The following is a 14497-nucleotide window of genomic DNA, read 5'->3' on the forward strand; positions in this document are numbered from 1 at the left end:
GAATTATGTGATTAGTTTAATCCGGGGATTTTCTTACGGACTTGATCGAACGCCTGAGTCACTTTTTGAACAACATGGTATTTATCCACGATCATCCGGGCATGAGGAAACGCTTTGCGAACGGCTTTATGAAAGGGATCCCACATATCTACGACCACGTTTTTCACCTTTTCAGGATGAAGGACCTTTAAAGATAAAAGTTCCAACGTTGAATCGAAATCACGGTTGTGATGCATCCCCATGACAGCACCGAGGTTCGCATCATATAGTACCGTTTCATAGCTGTGTCCTTTTCGAACAGCGACTTCGTCCATACTCAAAGTCATGTCTTGATCGCTTTGAATTTCTTGGATGACAGATTCATGTTCCTTCGCTTTATCATGAGCGACGGAATAAAAAATTCGCTCCACCGTGGAATAAGGAATCTGGTATTTTCGACTAATCTCTTGAATGGTGGTGCCGAGAACCTGCTCATAAAGGAAAAGACAAAAACGCTTCGTATAGTGTTGATGAGAACCAATCGATTCAAAGGAAGACGTAAAGACTTCGTTACAGTTTCGGCAACGATAACGTTTTACAAGCACCAGTAAATATAATGGTTTGTTCAACACGGATAAATCCCGAATTTTCCTTGTCCTTCTGTCGTGGACAAAAGATGTGAGAAACCCACAATGAGGACATCGTTCCTCCTCATCTTTTTTCTCAACATGAACAAGATAATGAGTGGGCAAAATTTCTTGATTAACAACTGCAAATTCTGGCAATTCTAGTGATACGGAAAACACTGACAGAACCTCCTGTTATGTTTAGTGACGCTAACATTATTGCCAGGAATCTGTTAGTGTTTTCTTATTTTTGTCCAAAATCACAAAATGTGATGATGAATCATTATAGTTAACTTACATTCAAATTGTCACGAAATTATATCAAATTTCAACATTGATTTAAAACATAGCCTTTATTAAATAAAGGAGTTGTTTAATCGATTCAATAAATTTTTGAATATTTCGCATTCTTCTTCTGTCCATTCTTCCAACCATTGATTGTATCTGGATAATCGTATTTTTTTGTCCATAGCAAGTTTCTCTTTTCCCGTTTCGGTAAGGTGAAAAAGAGTGGCTCGTCCATCGCTCGGATCTGCTAAACGTTCGATTAGTCCTTTGGATTCAAGTGAGGCCGCTTGTCTGCTGACGGTTGAAATATCAAGTTTCAGCACATCGGCCAGTGTCTTCAGCCGTGCGGATCCTAATTTATCGAGTTCTCTTAGCAGTAAATAAGTGGCACGTTCAAAGATGCCTACTTTTTTATCTGTCTGGTCCACATAAGTGGCCATACGTATAAAGGTCGTCATTTCGTATTCGATTTGTTCAATGGCACGTTCTTTTTTTGACAATCCCATATTCCTCCTTAAATTGGCGCCGCTTTCAACTTCTAAATTCATTGACAAGGAAAAATATCATTTTATAATACATATTATGTATATAGTTGTATTATACAAGTATTTGAGTATTTTCTATTCCTATCATACATGATTACTACTCAATTTAAAGAGAATGGGGGAAGGATTTTTGCATATGAAGTGGATTCAAATTATTATTCAAATTTTTATTCTATACGGGTTTTCGTTTATTGGTGAAATGATTCACCGCACTTTGCATTTATTGATTCCCGGAAATGTGCTGGGACTTTTATTATTGCTGCTTTGTTTGTCTTTAAAACTATTTAAGCTGGATTGGATTGAACAAGGGGCTGGCTTCTTAATAGCGTTTATGCCTCTTCTTTTTGTTCCGGCCACGATTGGCATTATGAATTACCCTTCATTGCTTTCCAAGCAGGGGGTATTATTATTTTTCATTGTCTTCATTAGCACGATCATGACGGTGGTAGCTGCTGGTCATGCCAGTCAATTATTAGAAAAAAGCAGACAAAAAAGAAAGGATGAGCAGAAAGCATGATACAACAAGTTCTTATCCCTCTCGTCATGATCATCATGACGGTTGGGATTTATCTGATCATGAGCCGTATTTATTCACGCTTTTCTTGGCCGTTTTTGCTTCCCGTATTGACAACGACCATTTTGATGGTCGTTTTGTTGATTGGTGCACATATTTCGTATGACACATATATGAAGGGCGGCAAGTGGATTAATTTTTTGCTTCGACCAAGTGTCGTAGCGTTGGCCTATCCTTTATATAAGCAACGTTTTGTGCTGAAAAAATATATGGTTCCTATTCTGGTAGGCGTGAGCGTCGGGATGATGACCGGAATGCTAAGCGGACTTTTCTTTGGCAGATTCTTTCATTTTGATCGTAGTCTTGTTTTATCGATGCTGCCGAAATCCTTTACGATGCCAGTGGCTATTCAAATTACAGCCAGCATCGGCGGAATTTCCTCGATGACGATTATATGTGTGATGGTGGCAGGCCTTACCGGCGCCATAGTAGGACCCGTGATCTTAAAGTGGCTGCGCATCAAAAGTGTGCTTGGAAAAGGAATTGCCCTTGGAAGTGCATCACATGTACTTGGAATCACAAAAGCATCCGAATTCGGAGAACTAGCCGTTTCCATCGGCTCCGTCGCCATGATATTAAGTGCTTTATTAGGCTCCATTGTCGCACCGTATATCACCATGTTCTTTCATATTTGTTTATAAAAAAGGCATGCATCTATCGGATTTAAGTAAACAAAAACTTATTGAATGGTATAATAAAGTTGATTTTGCAAATAAATCCAATAAGGAAAGACGACAAATCTTTAATGATTTATTAGATTTATAAAAATTGTAATTTTTAATGCAACATAATGGCTATTATGTTACATTCGCCAATATCCTGCAAAATAAGAAAAACCCCTTGAGTTTCAAGGGGTTTTTGATTTTTCTCGACTTCGGAAGGAGCTTCAATGTAACATATAGAATATGTTTGTTGTATTGAATCTAACGTTTTGGAGGTATTTTTATGGCAGAACGAGTAGGACAACAGGCTGTTGAACCGATTCGAGATCCAGAAAAAATTCGAGCGATGAAAGAGTATTTATTACATAGATCATATCGAGATTACTTTTTATTTACCTTTGGAATTAATTCCGGTCTTCGGATTAGCGATATCTTACCTTTACGTGTGATGGATGTAAAATATACCGAGCATTTGCGCGTCAAAGAAAAAAAGACCGGTAACGTCCGGAAAATTAAAATGACTGCAGCCTTAAAGCAGGAAATTGAGAAATACACGCGAGGAATGGCCGATTCCGATTATTTATTCCCGTCACGCAAAGGAAATCGTCCGATTAGCCGAGAAACAGCTTGGCGGATCATTAACGAGGCAGCCAAAGCGTGTGGCGTGGAAGGACCGATTGGCACCCATACGATGAGAAAAACCTTCGGATATCACTTTTATCAACAGACGAAGGATGTGGCAATGTTGCAACAAATATTTGGACATTCTGCACCTTCGATCACCTTAAGGTATATTGGCATTAATGATGATATGATAGATCACATACTTCAAAATTTTTCTTTGTAGAAAAAATGTAAAAGTTGTAAATTTATATTGTAAATTTTTATTTTTATAACAAACAAGGAGAGTTAAAAATGAAGTTTATGTACATGGATGAATGTTGTAAAAATCTTATAAGCAATCATAATCATACTGTATATATATATGGTGGCATGATTATAGATAAAAAGGATGTTCATGCTGCACTAAGTGATTTTAAGGGCATATATCAAAGAGCCAAAAATTATCTAAAAGAGAGGATGAAACAACACCTTAAAGGCAATCCAGATAAAGGTAAGATTATGAAGACAGTATTTGATAAATTTGAACTGCATGCTGCCCAAATTTTTAACCCAGATCACACAATAAGAAAGGGACAAATTAAACGTTACAATCCTTGGAAATATTCAGACCCTCGAGAAACATTTAATATTTTAAATACATTGATAGATAAACTAACTCCTTATATCTCAGAGATATTAATTTTTAAAATTGACAAGTCAAACATTCTGAATTATGGAAATAAGAAAGGAATTAATATAGATGACAATTATGTTGATGAAAAAATCATTGAGTTCATTATAGAGGAGTATGATACGTGGCTTAAAAAACTCAACAAAAAAGGGGCTCTTATCCCAGATAAGCTCGATTCAGGTTTAAGAGATAAGTTTGTCGAAAAGATTAATATGATCAATTCTGACTTTTTCTGGTCGGAACCTATAGTGGTTGAATCATATTCAAACGCTTTTACCCAATTAATAGATATTATAACTTATTGTTATTATTTGGTATCCACAAACGCCTCCCATAAACAAAATTTTAAAGCGATACAACGACTTTATTATAAGAAAATCAAACCAAAAGTTGTCGAAAAAGATCTTTATAAAAAACTACCTAAATAGTTGACAGATAAGCTTAGATATAATATCATTATAGACGCTAACTAATTCTCGGTGTTTACGAACAGCCGACAATTAGTTCAGCTCTAATAGGAATGGTCGGTTGCGACGTTCCTACACGTATCAAATCTGCTTAACATGCATATAATAATAATAACAAGCGATCGGTTGCGATGCTTGTGTAGGAGGGCAATTCGTGGTTTTTAAAGACCATCAATTGCCCTCCACTTATTTTTATAGGAGCTGTGAAGGTAAAAGTCCCTCTTTATTAAGAGGGACTTTTTGCGTTTTATTATTAATTTTTTTAGTTATCCTTAGAATTAAACGGCGTATGTCACTGAATGAACTTCCTATAATCTTGATTATGTTGCATTCCAAGATTGAAAAAGTTTGTCTTTGCGCATTTTTAGGCCGTTGTATTTAAAAAAATGCAACAGGCTAAAAATGCGTTTTATTTTTTTACCTCCTTCCCAAGTACGCTCCTTCCTTTGCCTCACCCCATTATAATTTTTGCTTGTTAGGCGCGTAAAGGGTCTGCGCTCTTCGGACGGCTTAGGGAAGCCAAGTCGGCTAACCAAGCCTAAAAAGCATCGCTTTTAAGGCTTGCTAAGTCATTGGGCTTCCCACAAGCCGTCAACGAATCGCTTGATACTTCGTATGCTCCACTTCGTTCCGCACCCTTCTACCCACCTTCGCGCAAAAATTCCCCCACCGGCAAACAAAGAAAGGAGTGTTCAACCATGGAAAAAATCTACGAAATCCAACGCATCAAACAAATCGTTCAGGAGGTGGAAGAGCGATACAAAATCCGTTGTCCGGAGGATGCAGCAAAAGTGGCAGCACACTTCATCGGCGACGACGACAGAGAAGTGTTCTTCGTCATGTGCCTCAATACCAAAAACGAAGTCGTTGCCGTTCATCGCTGCCATATCGGTTCTCTCAACGCATCCATCGTTCACCCAAGAGAAGTCTTTAAGGCAGCAATCCTCAATAACTCAGCTAGCATCATCGTCGCACATCAGCATCCAAGTGGTGACGTCACTCCATCGAGAGAGGATGTTGAAATGACGAAACGGCTAGCAGAAGCCGGAAGGATACTAGGGATTGAAATTCTCGATCACCTAGTCATCAACTACAAAGCAGAATACACTTCCCTAAAAGAAAAAGGATTCTTTTCCTGAAGGAAGGTCTTCCTCCTTCCTTCTTCTTTTTTTCTTTCCCTTTCTCCATTTTTGAATAGCATCGAGCTTTTCAAAAATGGGCTGTTTTAAAGCGTTGCAATAAAACAGCCATTTATTTTAGGAAAAATGTTGTGATATACAACATTTTATGCTATTATTGTAGTAACTTACAACAAAGAGGTGGATTAAATGAAAAATACTACACAAAAGATCATCAATCAATTTCCTCAATTAAAACCTTTACTGGATAAATCCAATAAAGAAGTATTGAAAACTTCCTCGACAATAGGTGAGTTAGAAAAGACATTTTTGCAATTGGCTCGATTCTTTGAAAAACCGAATGAGAATGAGGAAGCATTATCGCTCCAATTACTATATCAGCACCTTGAGGATGAATGGCTGGAATTTGCGTTGCAACTAATCGTGGAGTTTTTCAGAAACGAAACGTATTTGATTAAAAACCCTAACTTCTCGATCATTAGAGACTCCCAGGACTATTACACCCAAAGTGATTTTGCACGTTATCTGGAGGATAAAGGAATTCATTTTCCACAAAACAAGATTGCTGTTTACCGCAAAAGAGGAAAGTTTCCTAAAGAGGATTTATTAATCGCTGGAACTCCGTATTGGTCAAAATACACCGTTGAAAGCTTTGCCAAGCATTTATTGGAGCAACAGCTTCTCGAGTAATCCTGTCTCATGACAGGAAATTGACCGAGCTAACCCTCCTGTTCCGGGAGTTTGTATTTTCTGTCAGCAGCAGCAACAACCAACCAAACGAAAAAAGAAATCAAAGCAACGATACAAAGGCATGGAACTTGAAATGTAAAACCAAAAGTAGTTTCTTTTTTCACAAATTAGAATTTTTGTTAATTTTTGTTTGATATGAAAAATTTAGTTTGCTAGACTCATAATTGTAGAAAAACTCTATAATTATGGGAGGGGAATAATTTTATGAAAAAAAGAATGTCGTTTTCAGTATTGGCAGTTTTATTGTTCTTTGCATCTTCTTTTTCATTTAGTTCAAATGTAAAAGCTGCTGAACGGAAAGTAAGTAATAACCCTTCACAAGAACAAATTTTAGAGATGGCAGCAGAATTAGAATACATTTTTACAGAGATCATCATAGAAAATGATAAAACAGGTAAATACTTTGTGAATGAAGAAGAATTAAAAAACTCATCATACAACCAAGAAGAAAAAGAAGCTATTAAATTTTTTGCTGAATACTTAAACCAAGAAAAAAACGGTATATCAAATTTATCTAAAAAAAGTGATGTATCTACTATGTCAGCTAAGAGTACAGTAAAAAAATGCTTACAAGAAGCTTTAGGAATTGGTAATGATATTATTAACGAGTTTATGGGTTATGTAGAAAAGAAGCAGTGGATTGCAGCAGCAGGTATTCTTGCTGTAGCAGGCATTGCTGTTCAACCTGTGACGGTTTTTATATTTGCTATGACATGCGGAGCCGGTTCAGCTAGTTAAATATCTGTCTTACTGAGGTGTTAAATTTTGAATATATTAGATGACATTAGAGAGTTAGGAACCATATTATTATTGTTATGTGGATATGTTTATATTTGGAATTTAAGTAAAATAAAGACAGAAAGAAAGCTCACTAAATTTGAGTTTATCATGTACATTATCACTACAATTGGCACGTTATTATACGCAATTCCCTCAATTCTCATCATAATATCAAAATAGACTTTGTCCTTAGTATAAAAACTCTGATCACACAATGTGGTGGTCAGAGTTTTCTATTAACAAAGCAAGTTGCCTTTAGGGCAACCTTTTAGCCTTAAAAAGCCATAAATGCCCTATAGAGACGCTTTTTCTCTTCCGAATATAAAACCATTACTTTGTGGTTTAAGACGCGTTATACGCCAATCTGAGAAGCCGTTTTTTTAAGGTATTAACCAACAACAAACAATAACAGAGTCTTATTTTATTGCCTCCTTCCCAAGTATGATCCTTCCTTTGCCTCACCCCATTATAATTTTTGTTTGTGAGGTGCGTAAAGGGTCTGCGCTCTTCGGACGGCTTGGGGAAGCCAAGTCGGCTAACCAAGCCTAAAAAGCAGCGCTTTCAAGGCTTGGTAAGTCATTGGGCTTCCTCCAAGCCGTCAACGAATCGCTTGATACTTCGTATGCTCCACTTCGTTCCGCACCCTTCTACCCACCTTCGCACAAAAATTCCCTCCTTCTCAAACAAAGGAAGGAGGTATAGCAGATGAAAGAAGTCGTTGTCCTCACTTTTATCCTAATCGCAGCAGCCATTTTCCTCTTTTGGATGTCCCAGTTCATCCCGAAAACACTTCAACCATTCAATAAAGTCATCTACGGAAGCATCATAGCAATACTAGTAATCTACTTCATCGTCGAAATCATCAGATTCAACTTCTGATGAGGAGGTTCTCTCCTCCCTCTAGAAATGTTGATGTATCAAGGCTTTTCGGCCTCTCAGGGGTGTCCAAAAAATATTTTTCGACAAAATCCCTTACATCCTTTTTCAGTTTTGTGGATATCTTACCTTTTAGCTTTACATACCCTAAAATACGAATCGTTGTAATTTTTTTGTCACCAAAAAACTCTCTGTGTTTTTGCTCGATCTTCTCTAATATTTGCAACGCCTTATTCGCTTCCCGGCGCAACGCCTTTAATCCCTTTAATCCATCGGACACATCGACGTCGACTTTTACTTTTAGTCCACCCAATTTGTTCGACTCGCGCATTTCTGCCATGTCGCAACACTCCTTTTCGAATTTAAAATAAAAACGCCACCCCAATCGGAGTGACGCCCTGCTTCAACATATCCCACGATACCATCATATCATGTCTGACACAAAATAATCTGTCATCTTTCTGTCATTTTTCTTTCATTTTTCTTTCGTTTGTTAATTAATTAATTTCCTCAATTTGTGCTTTAAGCTCATTTATATATTCTTCATTGTTCTCGTTAACATAATTTTTCAACATATTTCTAAGGTATTGAAGATCATTTACTGTATCACTAAAAAACTACCCTTAGTGTTTAAGAACGGGCTCATTCAAACAACAGACCGTCTATCAGTTAGTAAAACAAATGAACGACTCGATGTTCCTAATGAATTGCAAAGACGAAACTTTTATTCAATTTTGTAATGAAATTTACTCGTTTACACCCATTATTTAAATTGTAAAAGTCCGTATCCATATACATTATCTTTTCCTTTAACACCGAGATCCAAAGATTTATCCTGTAATAATCTAACTAGTTCATCTTGATTTTTGTATATTTTGTGTTCTGAATTGTCAGTCATATATAAAGCAATTAAACCAGTTATAAAAGCAGCTGAATAAGATGTTCCCTCAAATAGTGAATAACCATTTTTATTATTTGTAGATAATATACCTCTACCTGGAGCAACAAAATCGATTTTTCCTCTAGGAGAAAACTTAACTCTTTGATGTTCCTTATTAATAGAGCCAACTGAAATAACATTTTCATATCTAGCTGGATAATCAACATCTCTAATATAGTTGTTCCCACTTGATGCCACAATAATAATTCCTGAATTCCTTGCCTTGTCAATAATTGATTTCAATTTTGGATTATTAGATTTTAACCCAAAACTAATGTTCATAATATCAACTTTTTGATCAATACACCAGTTAATACCTCTAATAATATTATCTATAGTACCCTCTCCATTATCGTTCAGAACCTTCACTGAATATATTTTTACGTTTGGAGCAACACCTTTAATACCAATAGAATTATCCTTAGCAGCAATGATTCCTGCCACAGCTGTTCCATGATTTAACTTATCTATTACTGGTTCCTGGGGATTTATCGCATTGAATTCTTTAACAACTTGTCCTTTTAAATCTGGATGATTTTTATTGATACCACTATCTAAAATTGCAACCTTAATTATATTTTTTGTATTACTATTTATTTTTTTAATTACTGTGTCTTTAACTCCCCACGTAATAGTTTGCTTATAATTTAAATCACCATCTTCTCTTTGCTGTATTTTTAAATTACCAACTTCTTTTTTTGGCGGATTATTATGGCTTTTGGAGCTATTTAATAAAAAGAAGAAAATTAATAAAATGATTGTTAATAACAGAGCTACTGAAATAATTTTCTTTAGTATGGTCTTAACCCCCTTTATTAATTATTAGGTATTATTGAATATCTCTAAAAAAAAGGAGATGACCCAAATTATTCTTAACATCTGAGTCATCTTTAATTTAACTTTAATTTTATTTTTATTTATACTAGCCATAAAATAATTTCTGCTAAAGCCTCAGCAGTTTTACCAGGAACCCCTGCTTTCTTTAACGCTGAAATTAATGCTGATTTTGTTCCCGACTCTAATCTTTCAGTTGCATAGGCTATTTTTCTAGCATATTGATCAATTAATTTTGCTTTAGAAGGAGATAGAGGTCTAATAGCATATTTTAGAGTTTTTCCACCAACTCTACAAATCCAACCAAATGCTTTAATAGCTTTTAGTGTTCCGCCTACGACTCCTGAAGCATGAGCTACATCATCTTGAGCTATTTCTTCACCGATATAGCTTTGAAATTCCTCTGTAGTCGCAGCATACTGAATAAAGTCTCTAGTATCTTCTACAGTACTAGGGGCTCCTTCAATTTCTATATATTCTAGTAGAGATTCAGGTGTTTCGTTTGTTACCTGATTATTAACTACTGCTGTATTATCATTTTCAGCAGCAAAAGTAGATGAGAGAGGTGTAAAAGTAGTACACAAAATAGAAAATGAAGTTGCAAAAATTACTGTTTTCATTAAAGTTTTATTTTTCATATTGAAACCTCCCCAAATTTATAGTATTTTATTCCATGTATTATATTACCAAATAAAGATATATTATCCAATATATAAATTTACAAAAAGAGGGGATTTTGTATATGATAAAAAAAGAAAAAAGTAGAAATAAATATTCTGTTTCAGATCACATCTTTGCAATAACAGTTGTATCCTTCATGTGCTTAGCCATTATCTCATTGCCTTTCCTACTTTTTTATTCAGTAATGCATCTTATTTCGTTGACAACCGATGTCCGTATTAATTCGTTTGGAACCTTTTCTTCTATCAAAATTATCCTAAAATTTTTTATAACTACTTTAGTCATAACAGGGGTGGTAGATACGATTTTTTCTATAATCTTGAACCGCTCGAAAGGAATTCTTGGTTTTCTTTCTGAAGCACTTCTGATGCTTGCCTTTTTCTATTTTTATGTTTTGATTTATTCTCTTGTGTCTAATGAAATTGTAATGACAGATAAAGGTCGTCTTTATGTTTCCTTATTTTTGTTCCTCATGTATTTATCTATTCATGTAGTATATATTGGTTCAAAACGGCTTTATGAATTAATAGTAAAAAAGTAACATATTAACAGTATTTTATCTCCCTACAAATAGACAATAAAAGAAACACATTTGATACACTGTTCTGGAACCTTGATCTGAGAGGGATTTTGATTTTCATTGTGTTGATTTAACAACAAGCAGAGGGAAAAACATGAAGATTGTAATAACTAATATAATAAGTTCAAGTTGTTCACTCATTAACTCTCTAAAAATAAAGTGAAGAAGATAGTATTTGCCTTGCTAATATAAGAACTAAAAAAGACACCTACACAGGTGTCTTTTCTTCTTTGTAAACCTCAATCCGTAAAGCAAAAGCCAGCTTATAAAACGCCTTCTCAAGGATACGATAAAATGTCGCCTCGCTAATTCCCATTTCATTGTAGATATCATAATCACGTGGTTCCTCTAAAGACATATGCCGTTTAATGATTATTTCCCTTTCGATTGCACTGAGTTTATTCACCGCCCGGCGTATTCTCTCCATGTACTCATCTCTTTCACGCTCAAAGTCCACCTTCTTGATTGCCGCGCTTTCTGTAGATGAATGAAAAGCATTCGTGTTGCTTGGCGGCACGAGAGAGTACGTTTGCGTCACGCGTGGCAGGAATTCGTCCGGAACCGTCAACATATACATGCGATATTTTTCAAGTGCTGTCTCAACCGCCTCTTTTGTTTTCTCGCACTCTCCCTGTTTAAATATTGATTAATTAAAAATATGTTCATTTGGAAAACAAAAAAGATGTTGTAACTTACAACAATAGATGTTATAATAATTGTAGTAAGTTACAACAATATAGAGAGGGAGTCAGTATGAAAACTTGCCCGTACTGTGGAAGTGGGGTACAAAATCACCAACATCGTTATTATTGCGGCTTTTGCAAAATGAAGCTTGATCGAAACGAAGTTCAGGAGAACGGGAAAAGAAAAAATCTCCTTCCTCAACAGCACCCGACGATCGAAGACGCTAAAAAACCCACTCCTGAACTGATGAAACTCTCCACTGTCGAATTGCTTTACCTTCTTAAATTAGCTCGAAAAGAACGATCAGATACGTATAACAACCGGTACATTTTCATTCAGGCGATGAAGCAAGGAGCGAAGGAATTTTCCGATGCAGAACAATACACGTATAAGGAGTATGAGTACTGGACGAGAAAATGCTTTGTCATCGAAAACATCCTTCGCGAACGAATCGGATTCATCCCTAAGAAAATCAATAAAGAGTTTATTCAAAATATGATACAACGGATGCAGCAACCCGTGAAAGACATGAACATCCAGCCTCCCAAAAAAGAAGTGGAGAGGGTGAAATGATCGCCCCTCTCCACTTTTTTAGATGTTGTTGATCGCTGCTTCCAGCTGCTTAATCTGTTCATTCAGTTTTTTCACTTGTTCATCACGTTTTTTCACGTCTTTTTCATTTTTTTGCACCTGTTGCACCTGCATTTTCAAATTCTCGACTTGTTTTTTCTTCATCTCGAAATCCTGGACTTTCTGGCTCAGTTCAGGAGATTCCGCAACCAATTTTTTAGCTTCATCCATTCTTCCCAAATGAAGATATGCGCTTAATAATTGGTTTTCCCGTCTGTCGGTCATTTTCACTTTGTCTTTTAATCGGACTACATCTTCCCATTTCTTATCTAAAAAAGCGACCTCATAATTAACAACTGGATTATCAATTTTACTTTGCAGTGTTCTTAAATCGTCGTACTTTTGATTACTGATTAAGTCGTTCACGACTTCTTCCGCATATTCCGGCTTCAGCTTAATCGCTTTTTCGGACTGCCCCGTCTCTTTATATAAACTCAACATCACTTTTTGGTCTTTCTTGCTTAGATTGTCATATCCGTATCGCTCTAACTGATCTAACGCTTCTTGTTCATTACCTGTTAATGCTTTCTGATAAACACCGACAAGCTTACTGGATGGAATGACTTCTGTTTGTTCTTGTTTAGCTTTTGCTTCTTCAGGTTTAGAAAAATCAAATGCCCCTGTTGAGTTTCCAATGAGAATGACAAAAGCGAGTGCCGAAGCAGAAAGATACACGTATTTATTATCCCAAATCGACTTTTTCTTTTCATATGGTGCCGAAAGATTCGATTTTTTCTTGGAGAAACGCCAGACTGGCTGTTCAACAGTAGCAGCCGTTTCTTTTTTCGCGTTCCACTTTTCCTTAAAGGCCGTAAGGACGTTGGATTTCGGCTGCTCTTTTTTCTCCTGTTCTAACTGACGTTCAATTTCCAAAATCGTATCTTCTACAACTCTCCCGATTTCACTAACAGATTTTCCGTGTAAAATGTTTTCCGCAAAACGGATGACGATCTCCCGTTGATCGATGAAATCAATTCGTCTTGGTTTCCCCAACACACGATGAAGCGTCGTCAAAGCAAGAATGATCGTTTCTTTTAATCCGTCCACTGCATCTTGCGATACATGAATCGGGTGTTTATCGAACTCAAAGAGGAACGTTTTGATTTTTCTGTCCGTCAAGTCCACAAGAAGGCTATTTTTACCCCATAAAATCGGCGTCTGTTCAATATTTTTCGCCATTTCCACTAGCGAACGAAGATAGTATAACTGTTCCTCAAACGGGAGCTGCCGAATATAATGAAAAGCTTTCATTTCCTCCAACTGGAACGTGAAACAGAAGCGATTTCGTACTAATTCGAGGTTGTTTGCAAACAAGTAATACGGGGAGTCCATTAGTTCTTTTCCTTTTCTTCGATATGCCTCTTCCAATTCATCTAGTTCACTGGCTTCTGTATATGCAATTGGAATAAAATACCGAAGTTCGTTTTGTTCCACTTCGACCTCGCCATATTTATTAATGGTGAATTGTTGCATGATCGATCTCACCTCACTCATTGAATATTCAGCTCTTCTTTGACTTCTTGTTCTATCTCCTTACGGTTGTACTCGTCATAATAGGCGTCCTCATCTTTTTTCTCCAAGTCCATTCCGATCAACATTGGCGCATCCAAAATTAAAATTTCTCCATCCGTCGTTTTAACGAAACGAACAAACGACTCTAACTCCACATCCTCTGGGGACGTATCAGACTTAACGATATATTTAATTGGCAATCTCAATTCATGAACATCAATGTACTTATAATAAATTTCTTTAAATTCATCGCCTAATTGAAAGCGATCTTTCCGAAGAATTAATCTACTGTCTTCTTTAGCATTATCATCAAATTTAGTGAGATTTGTGAACGAAGTTTCAGGATGAATCAACTTTTGTTCATCTGCCTTTTGGCTTAACTCCGCACGAACTCTCGCATTGTCTTCATCACTAAAAATGGAGCGACCATGAAATTCAGTGAGAAGAACGATAAATTTTTCAGCTTTTTCTTTTGCAATTTGACGATCTTTTCTCGTAAAGACGCTTTTTGCTTTTTCGTTTTCACCATTTTCTTTGGTCTTCGTTCCATTCTCTACTTGTGTGCTTTTGACTTCAGGTTGATCATTTTGACATCCAGCCAAGAACATCAACGACACAGCTGCACTGGCCAACAATATTTTTTTCACGTTTCATTA

The 14497-nt window shown here is 36.2% G+C and carries 17 protein-coding genes; 9 read left to right on the plus strand and 8 right to left on the minus strand.

Going from position 1 to position 14497, the window contains the following annotated elements:
• Nucleotides 1-11: 11 nt before the first annotated feature.
• Nucleotides 12-785: a transposase gene (locus tag NSS70_RS20430; protein WP_340882633.1), complete on the minus strand. Its 774-nt coding sequence runs from the start codon at nucleotides 783-785 to the stop codon at nucleotides 12-14.
• Nucleotides 786-961: 176 nt separating this feature from the next.
• Nucleotides 962-1399 carry a MarR family winged helix-turn-helix transcriptional regulator gene (locus NSS70_RS20435; protein ID WP_061580962.1) on the minus strand — a complete coding sequence of 146 codons (438 nt, stop codon included), beginning with the start codon at nucleotides 1397-1399 and terminating at the stop codon, nucleotides 962-964.
• 175 nt (nucleotides 1400-1574) lie between these two features.
• Here NSS70_RS20435 and NSS70_RS20440 point away from each other — a divergent pair, with 175 nt between their 5' ends.
• The 7 genes from NSS70_RS20440 to NSS70_RS20470 all read left to right on the plus strand — a co-directional run bounded on the left by NSS70_RS20440 (nucleotide 1575) and on the right by NSS70_RS20470 (nucleotide 7062).
• Complete coding sequence (locus NSS70_RS20440) at nucleotides 1575-1955, plus strand: CidA/LrgA family protein (protein ID WP_328059295.1); 381 nt, start codon at nucleotides 1575-1577, stop codon at nucleotides 1953-1955.
• Entirely contained in the window at nucleotides 1955-2653 is a 699-nt protein-coding gene (locus NSS70_RS20445; RefSeq protein WP_340882730.1) for an LrgB family protein, read from the plus strand. The genes NSS70_RS20440 and NSS70_RS20445 overlap by 1 nt, the downstream gene beginning before the upstream one ends.
• Nucleotides 2654-2957: 304 nt before the next feature.
• Nucleotides 2958-3521: a site-specific integrase gene (locus tag NSS70_RS20450; protein WP_175245787.1), complete on the plus strand. Its 564-nt coding sequence runs from the start codon at nucleotides 2958-2960 to the stop codon at nucleotides 3519-3521.
• A gap of 68 nt (nucleotides 3522-3589) precedes the next feature.
• Nucleotides 3590-4396 carry a DUF3800 domain-containing protein gene (locus tag NSS70_RS20455; protein ID WP_340882641.1) on the plus strand — a complete coding sequence of 269 codons (807 nt, stop codon included), beginning with the start codon at nucleotides 3590-3592 and terminating at the stop codon, nucleotides 4394-4396.
• 737 nt (nucleotides 4397-5133) lie between these two features.
• Nucleotides 5134-5574, plus strand: a complete 441-nt coding sequence (locus NSS70_RS20460; RefSeq protein ID WP_340882643.1) for a JAB domain-containing protein — start codon at nucleotides 5134-5136, stop codon at nucleotides 5572-5574.
• A 189-nt stretch (nucleotides 5575-5763) separates the two neighbouring features.
• The gene (locus NSS70_RS20465) at nucleotides 5764-6264 is read left to right on the plus strand and encodes a hypothetical protein (protein ID WP_340882646.1); all 501 of its coding nucleotides are present in this window, start codon (nucleotides 5764-5766) and stop codon (nucleotides 6262-6264) included.
• A gap of 264 nt (nucleotides 6265-6528) precedes the next feature.
• A complete protein-coding gene (locus tag NSS70_RS20470) occupies nucleotides 6529-7062 on the plus strand; it encodes a hypothetical protein (protein ID WP_012749065.1) in 534 nt (177 codons plus the stop codon).
• A gap of 910 nt (nucleotides 7063-7972) precedes the next feature.
• On the opposite strand, the gene NSS70_RS20475 is transcribed toward NSS70_RS20470, so the two are convergent.
• The 3 genes from NSS70_RS20475 to NSS70_RS20485 form a co-directional block, all read right to left on the minus strand.
• Nucleotides 7973-8320, minus strand: coding sequence for a hypothetical protein (locus NSS70_RS20475; protein WP_340882659.1), 348 nt, complete (start codon nucleotides 8318-8320; stop codon nucleotides 7973-7975).
• A 423-nt stretch (nucleotides 8321-8743) separates the two neighbouring features.
• Entirely contained in the window at nucleotides 8744-9736 is a 993-nt protein-coding gene (locus NSS70_RS20480; protein WP_144329798.1) for a S8 family peptidase, read from the minus strand.
• 101 nt (nucleotides 9737-9837) lie between these two features.
• The gene (locus NSS70_RS20485) at nucleotides 9838-10392 is read right to left on the minus strand and encodes a hypothetical protein (RefSeq protein ID WP_255515203.1); all 555 of its coding nucleotides are present in this window, start codon (nucleotides 10390-10392) and stop codon (nucleotides 9838-9840) included.
• Nucleotides 10393-10496: 104 nt separating this feature from the next.
• On the opposite strand from NSS70_RS20485, the gene NSS70_RS20490 reads away from it, so the two are divergent.
• Nucleotides 10497-10976 carry a hypothetical protein gene (locus tag NSS70_RS20490; RefSeq protein WP_144329797.1) on the plus strand — a complete coding sequence of 160 codons (480 nt, stop codon included), beginning with the start codon at nucleotides 10497-10499 and terminating at the stop codon, nucleotides 10974-10976.
• Nucleotides 10977-11223: 247 nt separating this feature from the next.
• Here NSS70_RS20490 and NSS70_RS20495 read toward each other — a convergent pair whose 3' ends face one another.
• Nucleotides 11224-11658: an ArpU family phage packaging/lysis transcriptional regulator gene (locus NSS70_RS20495; protein WP_340882733.1), complete on the minus strand. Its 435-nt coding sequence runs from the start codon at nucleotides 11656-11658 to the stop codon at nucleotides 11224-11226.
• A 110-nt stretch (nucleotides 11659-11768) separates the two neighbouring features.
• On the opposite strand from NSS70_RS20495, the gene NSS70_RS20500 reads away from it, so the two are divergent.
• Nucleotides 11769-12272: a hypothetical protein gene (locus tag NSS70_RS20500; RefSeq protein ID WP_033016630.1), complete on the plus strand. Its 504-nt coding sequence runs from the start codon at nucleotides 11769-11771 to the stop codon at nucleotides 12270-12272.
• 18 nt (nucleotides 12273-12290) lie between these two features.
• Here the strand turns inward: NSS70_RS20500 and NSS70_RS20505 are convergent, their stop codons facing one another.
• Nucleotides 12291-13802: a hypothetical protein gene (locus NSS70_RS20505; protein WP_340882671.1), complete on the minus strand. Its 1512-nt coding sequence runs from the start codon at nucleotides 13800-13802 to the stop codon at nucleotides 12291-12293.
• Between the two features lie 17 nt (nucleotides 13803-13819).
• Complete coding sequence (locus NSS70_RS20510; RefSeq protein ID WP_340882673.1) at nucleotides 13820-14488, minus strand: hypothetical protein; 669 nt, start codon at nucleotides 14486-14488, stop codon at nucleotides 13820-13822.
• Between the last annotated feature and the right edge of the window lie 9 nt (nucleotides 14489-14497).

Source organism: Aeribacillus sp. FSL K6-2848 (assembly GCF_038004325.1).
GTDB lineage: Bacteria > Bacillota > Bacilli > Bacillales > Aeribacillaceae > Aeribacillus > Aeribacillus composti.